The 22942-nt window shown below is 68.3% G+C and carries 25 protein-coding genes; 15 read left to right on the top strand and 10 right to left on the bottom strand.

Translation table 11 applies throughout. From position 1 onward, the window contains the following. Positions 1-118 precede the first annotated feature (118 nt). Together BST13_RS26890 and BST13_RS26885 are read right to left on the bottom strand one after the other, a co-directional pair. Positions 119-1102, bottom strand: coding sequence for a M56 family metallopeptidase (locus BST13_RS26890; protein WP_083167434.1), 984 nt, complete (start codon positions 1100-1102; stop codon positions 119-121). A gap of 14 nt (positions 1103-1116) precedes the next feature. Continuing rightward, positions 1117-1533, bottom strand: a complete 417-nt coding sequence (locus BST13_RS26885) for a BlaI/MecI/CopY family transcriptional regulator (RefSeq protein WP_083167432.1) — start codon at positions 1531-1533, stop codon at positions 1117-1119. A gap of 222 nt (positions 1534-1755) precedes the next feature. Between BST13_RS26885 and BST13_RS26880 the strand changes: the two genes are divergently transcribed. From BST13_RS26880 to BST13_RS26845, 8 genes are all read left to right on the top strand, one after another. Continuing rightward, on the top strand, positions 1756-2526 hold the full coding sequence (locus BST13_RS26880) for an iron reductase (RefSeq protein WP_083167429.1): 771 nt from the start codon (positions 1756-1758) through the stop codon (positions 2524-2526). Positions 2527-2683: 157 nt separating this feature from the next. Beyond that, positions 2684-3088 carry a PaaI family thioesterase gene (locus tag BST13_RS26875; protein WP_083167427.1) on the top strand — a complete coding sequence of 135 codons (405 nt, stop codon included), beginning with the start codon at positions 2684-2686 and terminating at the stop codon, positions 3086-3088. Between the two features lie 53 nt (positions 3089-3141). Then, positions 3142-3444 (top strand): urease subunit gamma, encoded by a 303-nt coding sequence (locus tag BST13_RS26870; protein ID WP_083167424.1) that lies wholly within the window; start codon positions 3142-3144, stop codon positions 3442-3444. Positions 3445-3446: 2 nt separating this feature from the next. Next, positions 3447-3764: an urease subunit beta gene (locus BST13_RS26865; RefSeq protein ID WP_083167421.1), complete on the top strand. Its 318-nt coding sequence runs from the start codon at positions 3447-3449 to the stop codon at positions 3762-3764. Continuing rightward, on the top strand, positions 3761-5482 hold the full coding sequence (locus BST13_RS26860; protein WP_083167419.1) for an urease subunit alpha: 1722 nt from the start codon (positions 3761-3763) through the stop codon (positions 5480-5482). The genes BST13_RS26865 and BST13_RS26860 overlap by 4 nt, the downstream gene beginning before the upstream one ends. A gap of 14 nt (positions 5483-5496) precedes the next feature. After that, on the top strand, positions 5497-6132 hold the full coding sequence (locus BST13_RS26855; RefSeq protein WP_083167416.1) for an urease accessory protein UreF: 636 nt from the start codon (positions 5497-5499) through the stop codon (positions 6130-6132). A 17-nt stretch (positions 6133-6149) separates the two neighbouring features. Further along, positions 6150-6836, top strand: coding sequence for an urease accessory protein UreG (ureG, locus tag BST13_RS26850; protein WP_083167414.1), 687 nt, complete (start codon positions 6150-6152; stop codon positions 6834-6836). Beyond that, positions 6836-7471, top strand: coding sequence for an urease accessory protein UreD (locus tag BST13_RS26845; RefSeq protein WP_083167411.1), 636 nt, complete (start codon positions 6836-6838; stop codon positions 7469-7471). The genes ureG and BST13_RS26845 overlap by 1 nt, the downstream gene beginning before the upstream one ends. 3 nt (positions 7472-7474) lie before the next feature. On the opposite strand, the gene BST13_RS26840 is transcribed toward BST13_RS26845, so the two are convergent. The 3 genes from BST13_RS26840 to BST13_RS26830 form a co-directional block, all read right to left on the bottom strand. Continuing rightward, positions 7475-8848, bottom strand: a complete 1374-nt coding sequence (locus tag BST13_RS26840) for an NAD(P)/FAD-dependent oxidoreductase (protein ID WP_083167409.1) — start codon at positions 8846-8848, stop codon at positions 7475-7477. A 98-nt stretch (positions 8849-8946) separates the two neighbouring features. Then, entirely contained in the window at positions 8947-9873 is a 927-nt protein-coding gene (locus BST13_RS26835; protein ID WP_083167406.1) for an LLM class F420-dependent oxidoreductase, read from the bottom strand. Positions 9874-9941: 68 nt separating this feature from the next. Further along, on the bottom strand, positions 9942-10616 hold the full coding sequence (locus BST13_RS26830) for an SDR family oxidoreductase (protein WP_083167404.1): 675 nt from the start codon (positions 10614-10616) through the stop codon (positions 9942-9944). Positions 10617-10779: 163 nt separating this feature from the next. Here BST13_RS26830 and BST13_RS26825 point away from each other — a divergent pair, with 163 nt between their 5' ends. The 3 genes from BST13_RS26825 (at position 10780) to BST13_RS26815 (ending at position 13883) form a co-directional block, all read left to right on the top strand. Continuing rightward, the gene (locus BST13_RS26825) at positions 10780-11574 is read left to right on the top strand and encodes an ABC transporter permease (RefSeq protein WP_170064343.1); all 795 of its coding nucleotides are present in this window, start codon (positions 10780-10782) and stop codon (positions 11572-11574) included. After that, positions 11571-12653: a sulfate/molybdate ABC transporter ATP-binding protein gene (locus tag BST13_RS26820; protein WP_083167455.1), complete on the top strand. Its 1083-nt coding sequence runs from the start codon at positions 11571-11573 to the stop codon at positions 12651-12653. Before BST13_RS26825 ends, BST13_RS26820 begins: the two co-directional genes overlap by 4 nt. 210 nt (positions 12654-12863) lie before the next feature. After that, positions 12864-13883: an alanine and proline-rich secreted protein Apa gene (locus BST13_RS26815; RefSeq protein WP_083167401.1), complete on the top strand. Its 1020-nt coding sequence runs from the start codon at positions 12864-12866 to the stop codon at positions 13881-13883. Between the two features lie 59 nt (positions 13884-13942). Here BST13_RS26815 and BST13_RS26810 read toward each other — a convergent pair whose 3' ends face one another. After that, positions 13943-14200, bottom strand: a complete 258-nt coding sequence (locus tag BST13_RS26810) for a CDGP domain-containing protein (protein ID WP_083167398.1) — start codon at positions 14198-14200, stop codon at positions 13943-13945. A gap of 458 nt (positions 14201-14658) precedes the next feature. On the opposite strand from BST13_RS26810, the gene BST13_RS26805 reads away from it, so the two are divergent. Then, the gene (locus tag BST13_RS26805) at positions 14659-14961 is read left to right on the top strand and encodes a GlsB/YeaQ/YmgE family stress response membrane protein (protein WP_029366016.1); all 303 of its coding nucleotides are present in this window, start codon (positions 14659-14661) and stop codon (positions 14959-14961) included. Between the two features lie 12 nt (positions 14962-14973). Beyond that, a complete protein-coding gene (locus tag BST13_RS26800) occupies positions 14974-15990 on the top strand; it encodes a zinc-binding alcohol dehydrogenase family protein (protein WP_095533719.1) in 1017 nt (338 codons plus the stop codon). Positions 15991-15995: 5 nt separating this feature from the next. Here the strand turns inward: BST13_RS26800 and BST13_RS26795 are convergent, their stop codons facing one another. Further along, complete coding sequence (locus BST13_RS26795) at positions 15996-16478, bottom strand: hypothetical protein (protein WP_083167391.1); 483 nt, start codon at positions 16476-16478, stop codon at positions 15996-15998. Between the two features lie 122 nt (positions 16479-16600). On the opposite strand from BST13_RS26795, the gene BST13_RS26790 reads away from it, so the two are divergent. After that, positions 16601-17167: a CGNR zinc finger domain-containing protein gene (locus BST13_RS26790; RefSeq protein ID WP_083167387.1), complete on the top strand. Its 567-nt coding sequence runs from the start codon at positions 16601-16603 to the stop codon at positions 17165-17167. 17 nt (positions 17168-17184) lie between these two features. Here BST13_RS26790 and BST13_RS26785 read toward each other — a convergent pair whose 3' ends face one another. Together BST13_RS26785 and BST13_RS26780 are read right to left on the bottom strand one after the other, a co-directional pair. After that, on the bottom strand, positions 17185-17943 hold the full coding sequence (locus tag BST13_RS26785) for a CPBP family intramembrane glutamic endopeptidase (protein WP_083167385.1): 759 nt from the start codon (positions 17941-17943) through the stop codon (positions 17185-17187). 38 nt (positions 17944-17981) lie between these two features. Beyond that, a complete protein-coding gene (locus BST13_RS26780; protein WP_083167383.1) occupies positions 17982-20351 on the bottom strand; it encodes a phosphoketolase family protein in 2370 nt (789 codons plus the stop codon). Positions 20352-20456: 105 nt separating this feature from the next. On the opposite strand from BST13_RS26780, the gene BST13_RS26775 reads away from it, so the two are divergent. Continuing rightward, entirely contained in the window at positions 20457-21932 is a 1476-nt protein-coding gene (locus BST13_RS26775) for an acetyl-CoA acetyltransferase (RefSeq protein ID WP_083167382.1), read from the top strand. 4 nt (positions 21933-21936) lie between these two features. Here the strand turns inward: BST13_RS26775 and BST13_RS26770 are convergent, their stop codons facing one another. Further along, positions 21937-22851, bottom strand: coding sequence for a sugar-binding transcriptional regulator (locus BST13_RS26770; protein ID WP_083167380.1), 915 nt, complete (start codon positions 22849-22851; stop codon positions 21937-21939). Positions 22852-22942: the final 91 nt, after the last annotated feature.

The raw sequence follows: 22942 nt of genomic DNA, 5'->3' as shown, positions 1-22942 counted from the left end.
ACCCCATCACCGCCAGCCCCGTCACCCCGATCTGAGCCGTGCCGGTCGTGTTCGTCATGCAGCAGCCTTTCGATTGTTGTTTTCGCAGAACGCTTACCCGCCGGCAGCGCAACCGCGCCTAACCGGCCCAACCGCTGAACAGGCGGCGCAGCTCGGTCAACCAGGGGACGGCCACTGCGACCGTGGGAACGACGAGCACCGCGACGGCGGTCAGATAGGCGGTCACCGCGAGCGGGACGCTGTTGGGCTTGCCGCCGAGCCTGCGCACGCGGATCACCGTCGTGGGGCCGCCCGCGGCCATGGCGCCCGACGGGGTGCGGCCAGAGGCGCAGGCGACGAGGGCGCGCGCCAGGGGGGTCGGCCCGGCGGTTCGCACTGCGGCATCGTCGGCCAGGAGTTCGATCAGCAGCCGGACCGCGTCGAGCGCGCTGGCGCTGCGGACGAACCGGGGGAATGCGGCGTGCACCGCGGTGAACATCTCGAGCACCAGATCGTGGCGGGCCCGCAGATGTGCTCGTTCGTGGGTGATGATCGCGGCGATCTCACTGTCGGACAGGGTGGTCAGGGTGCCTTCGCTGACCACGACGCGGCTCCGCACGCCGGGCAGACAGTAGGCCAGCGGTTGGGCTACGTCGAGGATCCGCAGGCCACCGCGCGCGAGCGGGACGTTGATTCCCGCGGGTGTACAGAGATGAGGTGGCAGCCCGTCGCGGGACTTGCCGAGCAGATCGACCATCATGCGGTGATGTGCGCGCCTGCGCCGGGTCGCGATGGCCACCTGCACGACGGCCAGGCACAGCCGGGCGCCGATGAACAACGTGACCGTGAACACCACGACGTAGGTGAGCCACAGAGGCAGGCTCAGTGCGGCGATCTCGCCGGTGATGGTGGCCGTCGGGCGGCCGTCCGGGCCGGGCACAAAGAGCCTGCTGGCAATGGCGATTCCGGCCGAGAACGCCGACAGTACGGCGGCCAACGCGATGGACTGCCACAACACGATCGCCGCGCGAGGTGCCCGCAGTGGCCAGGATGCTCGTGCCAACATCGCAGGCACCGGCCCCACCAGGGCCAGCGCTACGAGAGTGAAGGCCAGCGCGGACACGCCGTAAGTCTCTCTCAGGAGATGCTGGAATTGCCAGCAGGTGGCGGATTTCGGTCCTTGCTCTCCAACTCGGCGAGAGCACGCCGCAGGGCTTCGGCCTCGTCCGCGCCGACGCGTTCGACGAAATGAACAAGTGCGGCCCGGCGGCTGCCGGAGTCTGCGGCCTGATCGAGGGCGTCGACCATGAGGCCGGCGACCAGCTCGTCGCGGCCGTGGGTGGGCGCATAGCGATGCGCCCGATCATCACGGTGCTGCACGACCAGGTTCTTCTTCGCGAGTCGTTGCAGCACGGTCATGATCGTCGTGTAGGCCAAGTCGCGGCGGGCGGCCAGCGCCTCGTGGACTTGGCGAACCGTTTGGGGTTCGGGTGCAGACCACAGGTGGTCCATCACCTCGCGCTCCAACTCCCCGAGGCGCGTCAGTTTCGCCATGTTCCGTTCACTTCCTGAGCAGTAAGGCCAGCGTACTACGGCGTTACTACCGCGCGTCGTATCGATTCAGCGGCGGTCGATGGTCGGAGTGTCCCCACCGGTTAGGCCGAGGTCAGCGCCAGTTCGCCGGGCCTTGTGAAACCAGTCACACCGTCTGGCACCCTTCCGCCGCGTAGATATAGTAAGGCTAACCTAACTCAATCGGGAGCCTTGGGAGGTGTCATGACGGTCGTGGTCGACGACCCCCTGATCGCGGGTATGGCCATCAGGCGGATGCTGCCGCTGCACGAGTCGAGCCGACGGCTGCGCGAGCTGTACCCGGAGTGCCCGCGCGTCTACGGCGTGGCTGTGATGCGGGACCTCTCGCGCCGCCGGTGGTGGCCGTTGGAGGAGGCCATCAGCGCCGGCCGGCTGCAGGGCATGTTCGACGCGGCCGTCGCGGAAACGGGCAATCGGGCTGCGGTGGCCCAGCAGCTTGCCGCCACGCTCGCGCACGTCGTCATCGGCCGCGTGGTGCCGCTGCTGGTCCTGGAAGGGCGGGCCTGGGACACCGGCCTGGAGAACCTCTGGGTGCATGTCGACTCGGAGGGGGCCATCGACTGGGTGGGCGTGGTCGACCCGGTCTTGCGGGCCCTGCCTGACGACGCCTACTTCGATGGTCGGCAGGCCCGGATCGCCGACGCGGCGCGTGACGGCATCGTGGCGCTGCCCAACGAGGCCGCGCTGACCACCTGGGTGGCGCATCGCAGCCACCGCGCGCTGGCGCCGCTGTTCGATCAATTGGTCGACATCAGTCGTGGGGCGATATCGACTGTGGCGATGTGGCACATGGTCGGTGCCGCGGTGGTCGGCGCCGCCACACGGGTGCCGCTGCTGTCCGGTTGCAGCGAGTTCGTCAGCATGCGACGCGGTCAGGCGGTGCTGGACGCGCTGGCCGGATTCGGCCTGCCGGTCCGAGGTGCGAGCCGGGCAGGGAAGGTCTTGCTAAATTAGGGCAGCCTTGCCTACTATTTCAACAACAAGCTAACGGACCGAGCCGGAGTCCTGAGGGCTGCAGAGACCCCCGGTCCACTCGAAGGGCGGGTCCCGCGCGTATTGCGCGGGACCCGCCCGCTTCTTTGTGACGATCGGCCGTGTAGACACGAGGACTGTGACCACAGACGTGCCCGAGGACCTCGGCAAAGGATTCGACACCGTAATCGGTCTGAAGTACCTCGAACTCAGCCCCGACGGCGGCCGGGCACAGCTGACCATCACCGACGAGCTGCTGCAGCCGTGGGGGATCATGCACGGTGGCGTGTACTGCGCGATCGTCGAGAGCCTGGCAAGCGTCTCGGCTCACATCTGGCTCTCCGAGCACGGCGGGGGAACGGTCGTCGGCGTCAACAACAACACCGACTTCCTGCGGGCCATCGGATCCGGCACTGTCACAGCGGTTTCCACGCCGATTCACAGGGGCCGCCGCCAGCAGCTGTGGCTGATCACCATCACCGACGAGAACGACAAACTAGTCGCCCGCGGCCAGGTGCGGTTGCAGAACCTGCCGACGGAGTAGCCGGAAAGCGCGTGCGCTGCTGACTCGCTCCGGCCGTGGCAGTATCGCGCTCTATGCGATTGACGCCGCACGAGACCGAACGGCTGCTGCTGTCGTACGCCGCCGAACTGGCTCGGCGCCGACAGGCCCGTGGACTGCGGCTCAATCATCCCGAGGCTGTTGCGGTGATCACCGACCACCTGCTGGAAGGTGCGCGTGACGGGCGCACGGTCGCCGAACTCATGGTCAGCGGCCGCGCCGTACTCAGCCGCGACGAGGTGATGGAGGGAGTGCCGGAGATGCTCGACGAAGTCCAGGTGGAGGCCACTTTCCCGGACGGCACCAAGCTGGTCACCGTCCACCACCCGATCGGCTGACGATGATCCCGGGAGAGATCGTCTTCGGCGACGGACCCATCGCGATCAACGCCGACGCGGTGCGCCGCACCATCGACGTCGTCAACACCGGGGACCGCCCGGTCCAGGTCGGCAGCCACGTGCATCTGCCACAGGCCAACGCCGCGCTCGATTTCGACCGCGAGGCAGCGTACGGCCACCGCCTCGACATTCCGGCCGGCACCGCCGTTCGGTTCGAACCCGGTGTGCTGCAGCGGGTCTCGCTGGTTCCGCTGGCCGGTACCCGCGAGGTGCACGGCATCAGTCTCAACCCGCCGGGACGATTGGACGCAACCTCATGAGTGAGCTGAGCCGGGCGCGTTATGCCGCGCTGTTCGGGCCGACGACCGGGGACCGGATCCGGCTGGCCGACACCGAGTTGTTCGTCGAGATCACCGAAGACCGCAGCGGCGGGCCGGGATTGGCTGGTGACGAAGCGGTGTTCGGGGGCGGCAAGGTGCTGCGGGAATCGATGGGTCAGGCCAGGGTGAGCCGGGCCGACGGCGCACCGGACACCGTCATCACGGGCGTGGTGATCATCGACCACTGGGGAATCATCAAGGCCGACATCGGTATCCGTGACGGTCGCATCGTCGCCATCGGCAAGGCCGGCAACCCCGACATCATGTCCGGCGTGCATCCGGACCTGGTGGTCGGTCCGTCCACGGAGATCATCGCGGGCAATGGGCGCATCGTCACCGCGGGTGCCATCGACTGTCATGTGCATCTGATCTGCCCGCAGATCATGGCCGAGGCGCTCGGCGGCGGCATCACCACGATCATCGCGGGCGGCACCGGCCCGGCGGAGGGTAGCAAGGCCACCACTGTCACACCGGGCGCCTGGCATCTGGCCCGTATGCTCGAGGCGCTCGACGGCTGGCCGCTCAACGTGGCGCTGCTGGGCAAGGGCAACACCGTCAGCGCCGAGGCGATGTGGGAGCAATTGCGCAGCGGTGCAGCGGGTTTCAAGCTGCACGAGGACTGGGGCACGACACCCGCGGCGATCGATGCCTGCCTCACGGTGGCCGACGCAGCGGGCGTGCAGGTCAACATCCACACCGACACCCTCAACGAGGCCGGTTTCGTGGAGGACACGCTGGCGGCGATCAAGGGACGCGCCATCCACGCGTACCACACCGAGGGCGCGGGCGGCGGGCACGCACCCGACATCATCACCGTCGCCGGTCATCCCAATGTGCTGCCCAGCTCCACCAATCCAACACGGCCGCACACCGTCAACACCCTCGACGAACACCTCGACATGCTGATGGTCTGCCACCACCTGAACCCCAGCGTCCCGGAGGACCTGGCGTTCGCGGAAAGCCGCATCCGTCCGTCGACCATCGCTGCCGAGGACCTGCTGCACGACATCGGTGCCATCTCGATGATCGGCAGTGACGCGCAGGCGATGGGCCGTATCGGGGAAGTGGTGCTGCGCACCTGGCAGACCGCGCACGTGATGAAGCGGCGGCGCGGGCCGCTCGAAGGCGACGGCGCCGCCGACAACCTCCGGGTCCGCCGCTACGTCGCGAAATACACCATCTGCCCGGCCATCGCGCATGGGATGGACGACCAGATCGGCTCGGTCGAGGTGGGCAAGCTCGCTGATCTGGTGCTGTGGGAGCCTGCCTTCTTCGGGGTGCGGCCGCACGCCGTGCTCAAGGGCGGGATGATCGCCTGGGCGGCGATGGGCGATGCCAACGCCTCGATTCCGACCCCGCAACCGGTGCTGCCGCGGCCCATGTTCGGCGCCGCACCGGCGGCCGCGGCTGCCACGTCACTGCACTTCGTCGCGCCCCAGGCCGTCGCCGACGGGCTGGCCGAGCGGCTCGATGTCCGGCGAAAGCTCGTCGCTGTCAAGGACGTTCGACGGATCGGGAAGGCGCACATGCCGCTCAATGATGCGTTGCCGCGCATCGAGGTGGATCCCGATACGTTCACGGTGCGCATCGACGGCGAGGTGTGGCAGGAGCAGCCCGCGGCCGAACTGCCGATGGCTCAGCGATACTTTCTGTTCTGAGCAGGCGCGCGGAAATGACCGGTCTGGCAACGCTGTTGACGCTCGCGGATTCCCGCCTGCCCACCGGCGGGCACGTGCATTCCGGTGGCGTCGAGGAGGCCGTGGCCTGCGGGATGCTCCGCGATGTCGGTTCGGTGCGGGCGTATCTCGTGCGCCGTATCCGCGGTCATGGCCTGGTGACGGCCTCGCTGGCCGTCGCGGTCCGTACCGATGTGCTCGACGCGGCCACGGCAGACGCCGAAACCGACGCCCGCACACCGGCTCCGGCGTCCCGCGTGGCGTCGCGCGCCCAGGGGCGCGGGCTGGTCCGGTTGGCCAGGCGGGTGTGGCCCGAGTGCGACTGGGACGCTCTGGGTGCCAAACCGCATCTGGCCGTCGCGGCCGGAACGGTCGGCGCCGCAGCGGATCTGACACCTGTGCAGACCGCGCTCGCGGTCGTCTACACCACGATGACCGGGTCGGCCACTGCCGCACAGCGACTGCTCGCGCTGGACCCCGGCGATGTCGCGGCGCTGACCTTCGACCTGTCGGGGCTGTGCGAATCCACGGCAGCCGAGGCCACCGCCGGTCTGGCGGATCTGTCCGACCCGCTCCTCGATGTGCTGGCCCAGCACCACGCCGCGCGTGAGCGACCATTGTTCGTCTCCTGAGAGGGGAAACCGCAACCATGCCACCACATTTCATCGACGGCCAACCGCATGCCCATCCGTCGCGGCCCAAGCGGATACGGCAGGCGGGCGAGCCGCTGCGCATCGGCATCGGCGGCCCAGTGGGTTCCGGGAAAACCGCGCTGGTGGCTGCGTTGTGCCGGCAGCTGCGCGACGAGCTGTCGCTGGCCGTGCTGACCAACGACATCTACACCACCGAGGACGCGGATTTCCTGCGCAGGCACGCGGTCCTGCCCGACGAGCGGATCGCTGCCGTGCAGACCGGCGGATGCCCGCACACCGCGATCCGCGACGACATCACCGCCAATCTCGACGCCATCGACGACCTCATCGCCACCAACCCAGGTCTCGACCTGATCCTGGTCGAATCCGGTGGTGACAATCTCACCGCGACGTTCTCATCGGGCCTGGTGGACGTGCAGATCTTCGTCGTCGACGTCGCGGGCGGCGACAAGGTCCCGCGCAAAGGCGGTCCGGGAGTGACCTTCTCGGATCTGTTGGTGGTCAACAAGACTGATCTGGCCCCGCTGGTGGGAGCCGACCTCGACGTCATGCGCCGCGACGCCGCCCGGGTACGCGAGGACCGCCCGACCGCGCTGATCTCGCTCACCGACGACCCGTCGTCCGGTCCGGTCCTGACCTGGGTGCGTGAGCAGTTGGCGCTGGCGCAGGCACCCGCGGTGTGATGCGGGCAGGCATCGTCGTCATCGCGTGCGCAGGCCGGCTGGCGCGTATCGAGGGCGGTGGCGGGATCGCGGGCAGGCACACCGAACCGGACACCGTGCATCTGGTGTCGACGGCGGCCACCCCGCTCGGCGGTGATTCGCTGAACGTGCGGTTGGTGATCGAGCCCGGTGCGCGGCTGCGCATCCGCACCGTCGCGGCCGCGGTGACCCTGCCCGGTGCCTGCATCGATCATTCGACCGCGCGGTGGGACATCGAGAATGCCGGCGAGCTCGATCTCGACCCACAACCGACGGTCGTAGCCGGGGGATCGAGCCACGGCACCGACGTGCGGATCAAGCTCGCGGACACCGCGCGGCTGCGGTTGCGGGAACGGGTCCAGATCGGCCGCTGCGGGGAACGCGACGGATTCTGGTCGGGGACGCTCCGCGTCGATGTCGGTGCGATGCCGCTGCTGCGGCATCGAGTCGAACTGGGTAGCGGCGCCGTCGGCGACGACGCGCTGGCCGCACCTCGCGCGTGTATCAGCGAATTACGTTATCCCGCACGGAAATTCGAGACCGCAGGGACTCTGCTGGAACTGGCGCGGGGCGGCAGCCTGGCCACCTGGCAGGGTGACCGGCTACCTGCCTGCTAGGCGCTAGGACGCGGCTTTCTCGGTCTCCTTGAGCGAGGCGGCGATCTCCTCGAGTTCCTCGATCCTGGTCCTGGCGTAGGCCTGCTGCTCGGTGATCGTGAGCTGGCCGCGCTGGCGGCTGAGGAACGTCACCGCCCACGACAGCAGGGTCGCGATCTTGGTCTTGAAGCCCACCAGGTAGATCAGGTGCAAGCCAAGCCAGGCCAGCCACGCGAAGAAGCCGCTGAACTCCAGCTTGCCGACCTTCGCGACCGCATTCCACTTCGAGACCGTGGCCATCGAGCCCTTGTCGAAGTACTTGAACGGGGTCCGGATCTTCGGGCTGGTACCGCTGACCTCACGCTTGATCAGCTTGGCCGCGTACTTGCCGCCCTGGATGGCGCCTTGTGCCATACCCGGCACGCCGTCCACCGCCGCCATGTCGCCGACGACGAACACGTTCGGGTGTCCCGGGATGGTCAGATCGGGCAGCACCTTGACCCGGCCGGCGCGGTCCAGTTCCACGCCGCACTGGGCGGCGAGATCCTTGCCGAGCGGGCTGGCCGAGACGCCGGCCGACCACACCTTGCACGCCGATTCGATCCGGCGCAGCGTGCCGTCCTTGTCCTTGACGGTGATGCCGTTGTGGTCGACGTCGGTCACCATGGCGTTGAGCTGGATCTCCACGCCCATCTTCTCCAGCCGGTCCTTGGCCCGCTTGCCGAGTTTCTCGCCCATGGGCGGCAACACGGCAGGCGCGGCGTCGAGCAGGATGACGTGCGCCTCGGTGGGGTCGATGTGGCGGAAGCTGCCCCGCAGCGTCTGGTCGGCGAGCTCCTGGATCTGGCCGGCCATCTCGACGCCGGTGGGGCCCGCGCCGACGACCACGAAGGTGAGCAGCTTCTTGCGGCGCTCGGGGTCGCTCGACCGCTCGGCCTGCTCGAACGCGCCCAGGATGCGGCCACGCAGCTCAAGTGCGTCGTCGATCGATTTCATCCCCGGTGCCCACTCGGCGAAGTGGTCGTTGCCGAAGTAGGACTGGCCTGCGCCCGCGGCGATGATCAGGCTGTCGTAGGGCGTCGAGTAGGTGTGTCCGAGCAGGACCGATTCGACGGTCTGCTTCTCCAGGTCGATGTGCGTGACGTCGCCGAGCAGAACCTGCGCATTGCGCTGTTTGCGCAGGATCAGCCGCGTCGGCGGGGCGATCTCACCTTCGGAGATGATGCCGGTGGCCACCTGGTACAGCAGCGGCTGGAACAGGTGATGCGTGGTGCGGGCGATCAACTTGACGTCGACATCGGCGTTCTTGAGCGTTTGCGCGGCGTTCAATCCGCCAAAGCCCGATCCGATGATGACGACCTTATGCCGATCCGTTGCCTTGGCTCCGGGGTGGCTCATTCGTTGCTCCTCGCGAACGTATACCTGCTCAATACAACTGACAGGGTAGTCGGCAGGATTCCTGCCAGCGCGGTGAGATGGCTCATCGCACTGATTGTTTACCCCGATATCAGCGGTTTGAGCGCTTCGCCCACGCCTGTGATACCGCCGGGCACGTAGCCGCCGATCGTGACCGGGCTCAGGATCACCCCGCCCACGCCGGCGTCGAACACCTTGGCCTGCAGTTGCTCGGCCACCTGCTCGGGCGTGCCGACCACGGCCCGCTGCTTGAAGTCGTCGGGCACCGCGTCGGCGCTCACCTGATCACCGATCAGGGCGATCACCAGCATGCTGGTCTCCAGCGTCGCCGGGTCGCGGCCGATCTTCTCGCATTCCCGTTTGACGACGGCGAGCTTGTGGGGCAGCTCGTCGAAGTTCGCGATCAGGTTCAGGTGATCGAAGTGCCGGGCCGCCAGCGGGATGGTCTTCTTCTCGCCGCTGCCGCCGATCATCAGCGGAATGTGTTCGCGGAAACGGGGATTGGCCATGGCCTCGACGGTTTTGTAGTACTTGCCGCTGAACGTGGGGCGCTTGCCCTCGATCATCGGGATGATGATCTGCAGCGCTTCGTCGAGCTTGTTGAACCGTTCGGTGAAGGTGCCGAACTCGAAGCCGAGCTGGTCGTGCTCGAGCTCGAACCAGCCGGTGCCGATGCCCAGGATCGCGCGGCCTTGACTGACCACATCGAGTGTGGTGATGGCCTTGGCCAACAGGGTCGGGTTCCGGTAGGTGTTGCCGGTGACCAGGGTGCCGAGCTGGACGCGCTCGGTCGCGGTGGCCAGCGCGCCCAAGGCCGTATAGGCCTCCAGCATCGGCTGGTCGGGGGTGCCCAGGCCGGGCAGTTGATAGAAGTGGTCCATCACGAAGACGGAGTCGAAGCCTGCGTTCTCGGCTTCGGAAGCCTGCGCGATGACAGTGGGGAAGAGTTCGGAAACGCCTGTGCCGTAGGAGAAGTTCGGGATCTGGAGGCCGAGTTTTATGGTCACGCCTTCACGTAACCAGCAACTAAGCGGAGCGGCAACCCCGTTTAGCTCCGGGTGAACGGCGGAATATTTCAGCCGAAGCTTGCCAACGCGCCACGGCCGACGTGCATGGTCTCGCCGGTGATGTGGCGGGCGGCAGGCGTGGTCAGGAACACCGCGAGCCGGGCCACCTCGTCGGCGACCGAGGGCGGCGTGCTGCTCAGGCCGGCGTAGCCGGGCTCGGCGCTGCGACCAGGGGCGATGGCATTGACCGTGATGCCGCGGGTGCCGAAGTAGGCGGCCTGCCCGGCGGTCCAGTCGGCCAGGGCGGCCTTGACCGCGGCGTCCGCGCTGCCCGCGCGGGGGTTCTCGGTGATGACGTTGACGATGGTGCCGCCCGAACGCAGGTGATCGCCGATGATCTGCACGGTCAGCGCGGCGGACACCACCGTGGTGTCGAGTGCGTTGCGCCATGCGGCGGCGTGGTCGGCCAGCGTGAACGTACGCGGGTCCTTGGCTTCCCACCGCGGCGCCGGGACGTTGACCAGCGTGTCGATGTGGTGCGGGAACAGTCGACGGGCCTGCTCGAGGCTGGCCGCGTCGGTGTTGTCGAAGACGATCGACTCGACTTCGAGCTCCTTGGCGGCGACCTCCAGGTCGTCAGGGCGACTGCCGGCGATAACCACGTTGTGGCCGGCATCTTTGAAGCCCGCCGCGATGACGCGACCAAGCTCTGTATCGCCGCCGGTGACCAGCACCTCCGCCATGATGTACCTCCATGTACCTGGGGATCGCCACCCGGACGGGGACGAACACCCGCCGATGTTACTGGACGGTAGCAATCTGACGAAACCTGACGCGCATCAATCTGGCTGTTAGTTCGCCTACGGTTTGTGCCATGACTCGGATCAGCGCCGGTGTGCCCCGGTCGTGAGCGCACCGCCCGGCCTGCCCCGGTGGATCTATCTGCCTGCCGCCCTCGGCGCGGTTTTTGTCGTACTGCCGCTGGTGGCCGTGGTGGTGAAGGTCGACTGGACGCGGTTCTGGACGCTCATCGTCAGTGATTCGTCCACGGCCGCGCTGCTGCTGAGTCTCAAGACCGCGGCGGCGAGCACGCTGCTGTGCATCCTGCTCGGTGTCCCGCTCGGGCTGGTGCTGGCCCGCAGCGAGGGCAGGCTGGTGCGGCTGACCCGGCCGCTGATCCTGCTGCCGTTGGTGCTGCCGCCGGTGGTGGGCGGGATCGCCCTGCTGTACGCGTTCGGCAGGCTCGGCCTCATCGGCCGGTATCTGGAGGCCGGCGGGGTGCACATCGCCTTCACCACGACGGCCGTCGTGCTCGCGCAGACGTTCGTCTCGCTGCCGTTCCTGGTGATCTCGCTCGAGGGTGCGGCACGGACCGCGGGCGCTGAGTTCGAGGTGGTCGCCGCGACGCTGGGGGCGCGGCCCAGCACGGTCTGGTGGCGCGTGACGCTGCCCCTGTTGGCTCCCGGGCTGCTGTCGGGCGCGGTGCTGGCCTTCGCCCGCGCGCTGGGGGAGTTCGGCGCCACCCTGACATTCGCGGGCTCACGTCAGGGCGTGACCAGGACCCTGCCGTTGGAGATCTACCTGCAGCGCGAGAGCGACGCCGACGCCGCCGTGGCGTTGTCGGTGGTGCTGGTGGTGGTGGCCGCGGTCGTCGTGATCGGGCTCGGCGCCCGTCGGCTGCGTTCGGGGGCGTGGGCATGACGGGGTTGACTGTGCGTGCCCTGCTCGCACGCCGGGGGCTCGATGTCGAGTTCGCGGTCCCGCCGGGCGAGGTGCTGGCGGTGTTGGGACCCAACGGCGCGGGGAAGTCGACGACGCTGCACGTCATCGCCGGCCTGGTGACCCCGGAAACCGGCCGGGTGCGGATCGGCGATCGGGTGGTGACCGACACCGAGGCAGGCATCCGGGTGGCACCGCATGCGCGCCGCGTCGGGTTGATGCTGCAGAACCCACTGCTGTTTCCGCATCTGAGCGTCGCGGCGAACGTGGCGTTCGGCCCGCGCAGCCGGGGCCGGATGACCCGTGCGGCCGCCCGTGACTGCGCACGCCGCTGGTTGGCCGAGGTCGACGCGGGTGACCTGGCCGACCGGACGCCGCGTCAGCTCTCGGGAGGTCAGGCTCAGCGGGTGGCGCTGGCGCGGGCGCTGGCCGCCGAGCCCGATGTGCTGCTGCTCGACGAGCCGATGGCGGGCCTGGATGTCGCGGTGGCGGGCGCGATGCGCAAAGTGCTGCGCCGGGTGTTGACGGCGGACGGCAGGTGCGCGGTACTGATCACCCACGATCTGCTCGACGTCTTGACCCTGGCGGACCGGGTGGTGGTGCTGGAATCCGGTCGTATCGTCGAAAGTGGTTCGACCGCAGCGGTTTTGGCGGTACCGAAGAGCCGCTTCGCGGCCCACCTCGCCGGTGTCAACCTTGTCGCAGGCGTCGCCGACGGTGCGGGTGGCCTCACGACGGCACGGGGTGTCGGCTGGCACGGCATCCCTGCCGAGGACGTCGTCGCCGGTGCTCCGGCGGTCGCGGTGTTCGCGCCGTCAGCCGTGGCCGTCTACCGCGACGAGCCGCACGGCAGCCCGCGCAACACCGTCGCGGTCACCGTCGCCGAGCTGGACAGCCGTGGACCCGGCATTCGGGTGCGCGCCGACGAGCAACCCGACGGCGCGCCCGGACTGGCCGCCGACATCACCGCCGAGTCGGCCGCACAGCTGCGATTGGCGCCGGGGGAGCAGGTCTACTTCACCGTCAAGGCGCAGGAGGTCGCGGTCCATCCCGCGCCGTAACGGTGCCTGCTGCACGGGCGATAACCGGTGAGATTGCCGCCTGCACGGCCCGGTCGCCGGGTCGGGCGTGGCGGCTCGGACCTTGTCATGCGAGCAATCTGGGAAAATGCTTGCGACAAGGCTTTTTGTTGACGTCAGCAATCTCTCATTTGAGCACTCTAAGAGCAACTCACACTTGCGTCACGGCGGTAACACGGTAGTTTCTTCCCCATGGACGAGTCGGACGCGATGTCTCCTCGACGTAGGGGCCTGTCGAAAAAACTGGCACTGGCCGCGGTGACCAGCGTTACCGCGGTGGCCGTGGCGCTGCCCGCGGTCGCGCAGGCGGATCCCGAGCCGCCGCCCCCGCCGCCTGGCAACACCTTCCTGCCTGCGCCCCCCGCCGATCCCAACGCTGCGCCTGCACCCGGAGCCCCGGCGCCCGCAGCGCCTGCGCCGGGAGCTCCGGCTCCTGCGGCACCCGGTGCCCCCGCGCAAGCCGGTGCGCCCGCGCCGGCTCCTGCCGACCCGAACGCTCCGCCCGCACCTGCCGCGGCACCGGCGCCGGAGCCTGGCCGCCTCGACAACGCCGCGGGCGGGTTCAGCTACGTCCTGCCCGCCGGCTGGAAAGTCTCCGACGCCACCCAGCTGTCGTACGGCCAGGCGCTGCTGACCAAGGTTCCGCCGGAGGGCACCCCCGAGCCGCCGAATGACACGAGCGTCCTGCTCGGCCGGCTCGACCTGAAACTGTTCGCCGGTGCCGAAGCAGACAACGGCAAGGCTGCGGTCCGGTTGGCGTCGGACATGGGTGAGTTCTTCATGCCGTTCCCGGGCACGCGCGTCAACCAGGAGACCGTGCCGCTCAATGCGAACGGATTACCCGGCGCCGCTTCGTATTACGAGGTGAAGTTCACCGACGCCAACAAGCCCAACGGTCAGATCTGGGCCGGGGTGGTCGGTAATCCGACGCCCGCGGGCGCGCCGCGCGGCCAGCGCACGCCCGAACGGTGGTTCGTGGTCTGGCTCGGCTCGGCCACGCACCCGGTGGACAAGAACGCCGCTGTGGCCCTGGCCAATTCGATCCGCCCGTGGACGCCGCCTGCCGCACCGCCGCCCGATCCGAACGCCCCCGCTGCGCCGCCGGCCGATCCGAACGCGCCGCCTGCGCCCAACGCCCCGCCGGGGCGGCCGGCCCTCGGTGTGCCCGTGCCGGTCACCAACGCTCCGCCGGAGATGATGCCGCCGTCGTGACGGCCCCCTTCTCGGTAGTAAGCCACGTAGGCCCGGGCGGTTCGCCCGGGCCTACGTGGCTACGGGCCTACATAGGGCACGTTGCCCGCGAGGTTGTTGACGTTCATCAGGTAGCAGTTGGTGCCGCCGAAGCCCATCGCGCCCGCTGTCACGCACCGCTGGAACGTGCCGTCCTGCGCGATCGGTCCGTCGCAGGTCGTGCCGCCGCCCCAGGGTGTCCAGCCGCCCTGGCAACCGGCGCTGGCCGGTGCGGCTGTCGCCAGAGCGATGCCGCTCGCCGCCAGCGCAGTGACTGCCAGTCCAATGAGAGCTTTCATCGTCGTCTCCTCGTCGAACCCGCGAAATGTGTTTGCTGGTAGCGCGCTGGTGCGGGTGGTGCTGGTGTGACGGGAGTGGCTTGTGTGAGATTGCTGAACGGCGACCCCGACGTGCTCTAAGGGCCGGACCGGGCGCGTGACCCACGTCGCCCACCTGACGCATCTGTGCTGCACACCGCGACCTTCCGCATTCTCGGGGCGTCGCATCCGCGCGGCGCCGGACTTGATCCACAGCGAGTTGCCAGATGGGACAGAGAATAGTCGCGTAGCGACACGCCGACAATGTGATAACGATTTGCTCACCAGTCGGGGCGTGGGCTGTGCCTGCACCGAGGTGACGGCGAACGTCGGCTGATCGTTCCCAATTCGTCAGATCAATTGTTACGTTCGATGGGTACATCTAGGAGAGGCCCCGCGGGCCCCGCTGGGCTGAGCCAGCGAGAGGCAGGAGATCTGCAATGGATGTAATGGCGACGACCGAGTTCCTCGCCCGCTCCACGACGCTGACCAGTGTTGGCTGGATCGGCTACATCATCATCGGTGCGATTGCCGGCTGGATTGCGGGCAAGATCGTCAAGGGTGGCGGTTCCGGCATTCTGATGAACATCGTCATCGGGATCATCGGCGCGTTGATCGGTGGGTTCTTGCTGAGCTTCTTCCTCAACACGGCCGCCGGTGGCTGGTGGTTCACTCTGTTCACGGCGATCCTGGGCTCGGTGATCCTGCTCTGGATTGTCGGATTGGTGCGCAGAGGCAACTGATCGGCCCACCGCATGCCCAGCGGGAGCATGGCCGCCTGGCAGGTTGCCAGCCCCGGTCCGGTGAGCACGAATCCGCTTGAGCGGGTGACGGTTCCGATCCCGGAGCCGTCACCCGGTGAGCTGCTCGTCGCGGTGCGGGCCTGCGGGGTGTGTCGTACCGACCTGCACATCGCCGAGGGTGATCTGCCGGTGCACCGCCCCCGTGTCATACCCGGGCACGAGGTCGTCGCCGAGGTGGTCGCGGTCGGCTCCGATGTCGACGACAGCTATGCGCCCGGCGACCGCGTCGGGGTGGCCTGGTTGCGGCACACCTGCGGAGAGTGCGCGTACTGCCGCCGCGGGCGAGAGAACCTGTGTCCCCATTCTCGATACACCGGCTGGGACGCCGACGGCGGATACGCCGAATTCGCCACCGCCCCGGCCTCATTCGTTCACCGACTGCCCGCGGGCTATTCCGATTCCGAACTCGCGCCGCTGTTGTGCGCAGGCATCATCGGCTACCGCGCCCTTCGCCGAACCGATCTGCCTGCCGGCGGACGATTGGGTATCTACGGCTTCGGTGGCAGTGCACATCTGACCGCTCAGGTGGCGATCGCGCAGGGGGCCACCGTCCACGTCATGACCCGCGGCGAACGCGCCCGTGAACTTGCCATGGCGCTCGGTGCGGCATCCGTACAGGGCAGCGCCGACCGCCCGCCGGAACCGCTGGACGCCGCCATTCTGTTCGCGCCCGTGGGGGAGTTGGTGCTTCCGGCGCTCGAGGCGCTCGACCGTGGCGGTGTGCTTGCGATCGCCGGCATCCACCTCAGCGACATCCCGGTTCTGAACTACCAACGGCATCTGTTTCAAGAGCGCGAGATCCGGTCGGTAACCGCCAACACCCGCGATAACGCCCGCGAGTTCCTGGCGTTCGTCGGGGCGCACCGGGTCGAGGTCACCACACCGCGGTATGCCATGGATCATGCTGCCGATGCGCTGGCCGATCTGAGCGCAGGACGGATCGCCGGGGCGGCCGTCCTCGTACCCTGACCGAGCTACATCGCGGCCAGCGCCGCGCCGAGCCGCCCGGCCAGATCGCCGCGGCCGTCCTCGTACAGCGGACCGCAGCCATCGGTGAGAACCCGGTTCAGTCGCGCCATGCCGCGCGCGCTGACCGGTAGTGGCGCGTGCAGCCGCAACCTGATCGCATCGATGACGGCCCGGGCGGCGGCGACGTTGGTGTGGTGCAACGGAATCCGCGCGGACCATGAGGTCACGTCAGCGTTGGTCTGCTGCACGATCTCGTGGAGCACGCGGGCGATCTCTTCGCGTTCGGTGGTGGACGTCAGGCGGGCGGCGCGCACGGCGATCGCACTGCCCGCAGGGGTCGGCGCGCCCACGGCCAGCATGGCATCGAGTTTTGCGGAGTTGAGGCGCGCGAGCATGCGAGCCCGGATGGAGGGCCGTGCCACGGTCGGCGAATCTGCGGTGGGCGTGTGGGTGGGGACTGACGCCGCAGAAAATCGGTTGTCGCTCATGGCCGCTACCTCGTAGTTTGCTCAATATCGGGTCTGGGAAATCGTGACTGGTGAAAACGCTACGCCGGTCACGAATGACTGGTCAACTGATTTAGCCGGTCACTCTGCGCTACCGTGGTGCGATGACCGACGAGACCAAACCGGCACCCTGGCCGCTGGCCCGGGTCCAAGCGCTGGTCAACACCGTCGAACTGCCCGCGGGCCCGGACCGACTGGACCGTGCCGACGACGCCACACCATGGCTGATCGACAACGGTCTGCTGAGCGCCGGCGCGAGCCCGACGACCGACGAATTGGAGTTCCTGCGCGAAGTTCGGGAAGCGCTGCGGGCGCTGCTGATCCACAACGCCGGAGGCGCTGCGCCCGGGCCGCGCGCCTTGCGGGCACTGCGCGATGTTGCCGAAGGAGCCACGGCGAAGGCCGGGTTGGACGCCGACGGGCAGGTCACGCTGGCTGCGTCCGATGACAGCCTGCGCGCGCGTCTCGTCGAACTGCTGGTGGTGATCCGCGACGCTCAGCGCGACGGCAGTTGGTCACGGCTCAAGGCATGTGCGAACGACGAATGCGCCTGGGCGTTCTACGACAGGTCTCGCAACCACGGCGGCATCTGGTGCGACATGGCCGACTGCGGCAACAAGCTCAAGAACCGCGAGTTCCGGGCGCGCAGGCGCGCCGGAGGCGCGAGTTGAGCACCCGCGTCGGCAACTCAGGCCGACAGGTGCCAGACGACGGCCGCGGCCAATGCGCCCAGCCCGTTCAATGACCAGTGCAGGGCGATCGGTGCGAGCAGGCTGCCGCTGCGCCGCCGCAACCAGGTGAACACGAATCCGGCGACCCCGGTGGCCACCACGGCCATCACGACGCCGGCCACCACGCCGAAGAACCCGCCGCCGAGCAGCCGGGTGAAGCCGACATTGCCGCTGGTCAAGCCGAGCGAGCTGGCGATGTGCCAGAGGCCGAAGAGCAGTGAACCGGCCGCGGCGACACCACGGAAACCCCAGGCCCGGTCGAGCGCACCGTGCAAGACGCCGCGGAAGGCCAGTTCCTCGGGAATCACGGTCTGCAACGGGATGATCACCATCGAGGCGATCACTGCGCCCGAAATGGTCGCGTAGTGGTTGTTCATGAACATCGGCCGCGTCCACGGCAACAGTGCGCCGATCGCGATCACGGTCAGTACCAGCGCCACCGCGGCCAGCGCGTACCCGGCGCCTGAGCGCCAGTGCTCGCGGCTCAGCCCCAACTCGGCCCATCCCAGGCCGCGCGCCCGCACCAGGGCCAGCAATCCGAGCGCCGCGGCGGGCACGGTCGCGACACTGGCCCACGGTGTGGTGAAGTGCGCGATCACGTTCGTCAGCGTCAGCACCACGACCACGACACCGATATCGGCGTAGATACGGAAGTGATGCAACGCCGACAGCTGGCCCACGAGGGGATGCTCGGCTACCGCGGCGTGGTCAGACATAACTTGCCCATCATACGGGCGCTACGCAATACCCCAGGTCACATCCGTTCCCAGGTCCAGCCGGAGATCGCCGGATCGTCTTCGCCGTGTTCGCGCGTGTATCTGCGGGCGGCCAGCCGGGCATCGACCATCTCCTGCCGCAGCCCGGCGGCGCGCGACGACAGGCCGTCGACCCGGTCGATGACGTCCATCACCAGGTGGAACCGGTCGAGGTCGTTGAGCATCACCATGTCGAACGGTGTCGTCGTGGTGCCCCGCTCCTTGAACCCACGGACGTGCAGTTGGTCGTGGTTGGCGTGCCGGTAGGCCAGCCGGTGGATCAGCCACGGATAGCCGTGATAGGCGAAGATGACGGGCTTGTCGGTGGTGAAGACCGAATCGAACTCACGGTCGGACATGCCGTGCGGATGCTCGGACTCGGGTTGCAGCCGCATGATGTCGACGACGTTGACCACCCGGACCAACAGGTCAGGCAGCCGGTGGCGCAGGATGTCGGCCGCGGCAAGGGTCTCCAGCGTCGGGATGTCCCCGGCGCACGCCAGCACCACGTCGGGTTCGTCGGATCCGGTGCTCGCCCATTCCCAGATGCCCAATCCCCGGGTGCAGTGGGCGATGGCCTCGTCCATGGTGAGGTAGTTCAGTGCCGGTTGCTTGCCCGCGACGATGACATTGACGTAGTTGCGGCTGCGCAGGCAGTGGTCGGCGACCGAGAGCAGGGTATTGGCGTCCGGCGGCAGGTACACCCGCACCACCTCGGGCCGCTTGTTGGCCACGTGATCGATGAAGCCGGGGTCCTGGTGTGAGGCGCCGTTGTGGTCCTGGCGCCAGACATGCGAGGTCAACAGGTAGTTCAGTGACGCGATGGGCCGCCGCCACGGCAGGTGCGAACTGCTGAACAGCCATTTGGCGTGCTGGTTGAGCATCGAGTCGACGATGTGCACGAACGCCTCGTAGCAGTTGAAGAGCCCGTGGCGGCCCGTCAGCAGATAACCCTCCAGCCAGCCCTGGCACAGATGTTCGGAGAGCACCTCCATGACCCGGCCGTCGGGCGCCAGGTGGTCGTCGCCGGGTTCGATCTCGGCCTGCCAGGCCCGGTCGGTCGATTCGAACACCGACGCCAGCCGGTTGGACGCGGTTTCGTCGGGGCCCATCAACCGGAACCGGTCGGGGTTGCGGTTGATGACGTCGCGCAGGAAGGTGCCGAGAACGCGGGTCGCCTCCGCGGTGCCTGCCGCCGGCTGGTCGACGGTGACGGCGTAGTCGGTGAAATCGGGTAGGTCGAGGTCACGCAACAGCAGCCCGCCGTTGGCGTGCGGGTTCGCGCTCATCCGCCGCTCGCCGGTGGGTGCGGCGGCCCGCAGCTCTTCTCGCAGCGCCCCGGTTTCGTCGAACAGTTCCTCAGGGCGGTAGCTGCGCAGCCATTCGTCGAGTTGGGCCAGGTGCGCGGGGTTGGTACGGGTTTCCGACAGCGGTACCTGATGCGAGCGCCAGGTGCCTTCGACCTGTTTGCCGTCGACTTCCCTCGGGCCGGTCCAGCCCTTCGGCGTCCGCAGCACGATCATGGGCCACAGTGGGCGGCCGGGTTCGCCGTCGAGCCGCGCTGCGCGCTGGATCGCGGCGATCTGGTCGAAGGCCTCGTCGAACGCGGTGGCCAGCTGCTGGTGCACATTTGCCGGATCGTCTCCGGCGACCGTGATGGGCCGGTAGCCGTACCCGTAGAGCAGGGCGTCGAGTTCTTCGGCCGGAATGCGGGCGAGCACAGTGGGATTCGCGATCTTGTAGCCGTTGAGATGCAGGATGGGCAGCACCGCGCCGTCGGTCACCGGGTTGAGGAACTTGTTCGAATGCCAACTGGCGGCCAGTGGTCCGGTCTCGGCCTCGCCGTCGCCGATCACACAGGCCACCACCAGGTCGGGGTTGTCGAAGGCCGCGCCGTAGGCGTGCACCAGCGCGTAGCCCAGCTCGCCGCCCTCGTGGATGGAGCCCGGCGTCTCTGCCGCGACGTGGCTCGGAATGCCGCCGGGAAAAGAGAACTGCCGGAACAGCTTTCGCAGCCCGTCGGTGTCCTCGCCGATGCCCGTGTATACCTCGCTGTAGGTGCCCTCCAAGTAGGCGTTGGCGACCAGTCCCGGGCCGCCGTGACCCGGCCCGGTGATGTAGATGACGTCCGAATCCCGCTCGCGGATGATGCGGTTGAGGTGGGCGTAGATCAGGTTGAGTCCCGGCGTGGTGCCCCAGTGGCCCAGCAGGCGGGGTTTGACGTGCTCGGCCACCAGTGGTTCGCGCAGCAGCGGGTTGTCCAGCAGGTAGATCTGGCCGACCGAGAGGTAATTGGCCGCTCGCCAGTAGGAATCGATAAGCGTCAGTTCGGCATCGGACAGCGTAGGGGTGAGCGCCTGTGCAGTCATCTATCCCATCATGGCCCCGATCGGTGAACAGTGGGTGAGAATTATTGACGCCGGCGGCGGCGATGTCGCTAATCGTCGTGGTTGCGGGCCGGATATGGTGCACCGATGCCCACCGACCCAAGGACGCCGGTACTCGTCGGGTACGGCCAGATCAATCAGCGCGACGAGAACCCCGGCCGGGAACCGGTCGACCTGATGGTGACGGCGGCCCGCAATGCCGCCGACCCGCGGGTGCTGGAGGCCGTGGATTCCGTGCGCGTCGTCAACCTGTTGTCGTGGCGCTACCGCGATCCGGGGCTGTTGTTGGCGCAGCGGATCGGTGCGCGTAACGCGTCGACCCGCTACACCGGGATCGGCGGCAACGTGCCCCAGACCTTGGTCAACGAGGCGTGCCGGGATGTGGCGGCGGGTCGGGCCGATGTGGTGCTGATCGCGGGCGCCGAAACCTGGCGTACGCGTAGCCGTCTGCGGGCGCGCGGTGTCAAGCCCGACTGGACCCACCAGGACGAATCCGTGCCGTTGGCGCCGGGCAGCGACGACGGTGTCCCGATGGCCGGCGACGCCGAGATCCGGATCATGCTCGACCGCCCGGCGTACGTCTATCCGATGTTCGAGCAGGCGTTGCGCATCGCTGCAGGTGAGAGCCCGGATGCGCACCGGGAGCGCATCGGCGAACTGTGGTCGCAATTCAGTGCGGTGGCCGCAGGAAATCCGCACGCCTGGACCGGCGAGCGCTTCACCGCCGAGCAGATCGCCCAACCCGGACCGGACAACCGCATGATCAGCTGGCCGTACACAAAGTTGATGAACTCCAACAACATGGTGGATCAGGGTGCGGCGCTGGTCATCACGTCGATTCAGAAGGCGCAGTATCTCCAGATTCCCAGGGACCGTTGGGTTTTCCCGTACGCGGGGACCGATGCGCACGATACCTACGCGATCGGGGAGCGTGCGGAACTGTTCCGGTCCCCGGCGATCCGCATCGGCGGGCGCCGGGTGCTCGAGCTGGCAGGCCTCGGTGTCGACGAGCTGGACCTCGTGGACGTGTACTCCTGCTTCCCGTCGGCGGTGCAGGTGGCCGCGGCCGAACTTGGTCTGCCGCTGGGGGATCCGGCGCGGCCGCTGACCGTCACCGGTGGGCTGAGCTTCGCGGGCGGGCCGTGGAACAACTACGTCACGCACTCGATCGCGACGATGGCCGAGCAGCTGGTGGCCCGCCCGGGTACGCGCGGTCTCATCACCGCCAACGGCGGTTATCTGACCAAGCACAGTTTCGGGGTCTACGGCACAGAACCGCCCAGCGGCGAATTCCGGTGGGAGGACGTGCAATCCACCGTCGACCGGGAACCCATCCGGCGGCTCGCGGTCGAGTGGTCCGGCGTGGGCACGGTCGAATCGTGGACCACGCCGTTTCAGCGCGACGGCACGCCCGAGAAGGCCTATCTGGCCGTGCGGACGCCCGACGACGCGCGCACCCTGGCGCTGATCACCGACGCATCCGACGCGGCCGCGACTGTGGCCGGTGACATCGCCGGGGCCAAGGTCACCGTCCACGCCGACGGCACAGCGAACCTGATCTGAGCGCTCAGTCGAGGATCGCGGCGGCGATCTCGGAATCTGTGACCAGTGCCGAAACCATCCCGGAGCGCAGTACGGCGCGGGTGGCGGCGATCTTCTCCGCGCCGGTGGCGAGCGCGATGACCGTGGGTATGGCGCGCAGCGTGGCCTCGTCGATCCCCATGCGCCGGTCGTCGAGGCCGGGCAGGCGGTGGCCGTCGGCGTCGAGGAGCAGCGCACATGTCTCGGCGCACACGCCGCCCGCGGTGAACTCGCGGACCTCTTCGTCGGTCAGCGATGCGTAGACCTGGGATGCGCCCGGGCTCCAGGCGCCGACCGACACCAGCGCGCAGCTGACCTGCGGGTAGCGGGAGAAGGTCTCCTGGATCTGCTGGTTGCCCGCCAGGCTGGCGGCTGTGCGGGCATCGGAGACCACCAGCGGCGCGTACAACGGCCACGGCGTCCCGTTGCTGACCTCGCTGATGCGGCGGACCAGATCGGCGCCGTTGTGGGTGATCGCCCCGGCCATGCCGGTGAGCTGGACGACGTCGCAGGGCGGCAGTGCGGTGAGGTGATCGGCGATGCGGGCCAGGGTGCGACCGCAATCGACGCCGATCACGTCCCCGTCGCGCAGAACCGATTGCAGCAGTTCGGCGGTCGCCCGGGTGACGGCGTCGACCCGGTCGCCCGATTCGGCGGAGGTGACGGCGTAGGCGTGCTGCAGCCCGAACCGGGCCTGCAGCGCCGAGGACAGCGCGACGTCGATGGAGCCGGGGTCGTGGATCTTGATCTCCACCATCCCCGACGCGACCGCCTCGTCGAGCTCGCGCGCGACTTTGAACCTCGAGATGCCGAGTTCGTCGGCGATCTGGATGCGGGTGCGCCCCTCCAGGTAGTAGCGCCGGGCGATCATCGCCCGCTGGAACAACTCGTCCGGCCCCACGCTTGCCCCCTTCCGGACTCGCGCGGCCGACACGATGCACATATGTGCAGCCGCATTGACATATGAGCATAGAGCACTGCATGATCCGAGT

The organism is Mycobacterium aquaticum, assembly GCF_002086485.1.
GTDB classification, from domain to species: domain Bacteria; phylum Actinomycetota; class Actinomycetes; order Mycobacteriales; family Mycobacteriaceae; genus Mycobacterium; species Mycobacterium aquaticum.
This window is presented reverse-complemented; position numbering and strand designations above follow the sequence as displayed.

Excerpts from the sequence above, each read along its gene's own strand:
- BST13_RS26885 (WP_083167432.1), bottom strand. The coding sequence starts at position 1,533 with ATGGCGAAACTGACGCGCCTCGGGGAGTTGGAGCGCGAGGTGATGGAC.
- BST13_RS26880 (WP_083167429.1), top strand. The coding sequence starts at position 1,756 with ATGACGGTCGTGGTCGACGACCCCCTGATCGCGGGTATGGCCATCAGG.
- BST13_RS26870 (WP_083167424.1), top strand. The coding sequence starts at position 3,142 with ATGCGATTGACGCCGCACGAGACCGAACGGCTGCTGCTGTCGTACGCC.
- BST13_RS26865 (WP_083167421.1), top strand. The coding sequence starts at position 3,447 with ATGATCCCGGGAGAGATCGTCTTCGGCGACGGACCCATCGCGATCAAC.
- BST13_RS26860 (WP_083167419.1), top strand. The coding sequence starts at position 3,761 with ATGAGTGAGCTGAGCCGGGCGCGTTATGCCGCGCTGTTCGGGCCGACG.
- BST13_RS26855 (WP_083167416.1), top strand. The coding sequence starts at position 5,497 with ATGACCGGTCTGGCAACGCTGTTGACGCTCGCGGATTCCCGCCTGCCC.
- ureG (WP_083167414.1), top strand. The coding sequence starts at position 6,150 with ATGCCACCACATTTCATCGACGGCCAACCGCATGCCCATCCGTCGCGG.
- BST13_RS26845 (WP_083167411.1), top strand. The coding sequence starts at position 6,836 with ATGCGGGCAGGCATCGTCGTCATCGCGTGCGCAGGCCGGCTGGCGCGT.
- BST13_RS26840 (WP_083167409.1), bottom strand. The coding sequence starts at position 8,848 with ATGAGCCACCCCGGAGCCAAGGCAACGGATCGGCATAAGGTCGTCATC.
- BST13_RS26830 (WP_083167404.1), bottom strand. The coding sequence starts at position 10,616 with ATGGCGGAGGTGCTGGTCACCGGCGGCGATACAGAGCTTGGTCGCGTC.
- BST13_RS26820 (WP_083167455.1), top strand. The coding sequence starts at position 11,571 with ATGACGGGGTTGACTGTGCGTGCCCTGCTCGCACGCCGGGGGCTCGAT.
- BST13_RS26815 (WP_083167401.1), top strand. The coding sequence starts at position 12,864 with ATGGACGAGTCGGACGCGATGTCTCCTCGACGTAGGGGCCTGTCGAAA.
- BST13_RS26810 (WP_083167398.1), bottom strand. The coding sequence starts at position 14,200 with ATGAAAGCTCTCATTGGACTGGCAGTCACTGCGCTGGCGGCGAGCGGC.
- BST13_RS26805 (WP_029366016.1), top strand. The coding sequence starts at position 14,659 with ATGGATGTAATGGCGACGACCGAGTTCCTCGCCCGCTCCACGACGCTG.
- BST13_RS26800 (WP_095533719.1), top strand. The coding sequence starts at position 14,974 with ATGCCCAGCGGGAGCATGGCCGCCTGGCAGGTTGCCAGCCCCGGTCCG.
- BST13_RS26795 (WP_083167391.1), bottom strand. The coding sequence starts at position 16,478 with ATGAGCGACAACCGATTTTCTGCGGCGTCAGTCCCCACCCACACGCCC.
- BST13_RS26790 (WP_083167387.1), top strand. The coding sequence starts at position 16,601 with ATGACCGACGAGACCAAACCGGCACCCTGGCCGCTGGCCCGGGTCCAA.
- BST13_RS26785 (WP_083167385.1), bottom strand. The coding sequence starts at position 17,943 with ATGTCTGACCACGCCGCGGTAGCCGAGCATCCCCTCGTGGGCCAGCTG.
- BST13_RS26780 (WP_083167383.1), bottom strand. The coding sequence starts at position 20,351 with ATGACTGCACAGGCGCTCACCCCTACGCTGTCCGATGCCGAACTGACG.
- BST13_RS26775 (WP_083167382.1), top strand. The coding sequence starts at position 20,457 with ATGCCCACCGACCCAAGGACGCCGGTACTCGTCGGGTACGGCCAGATC.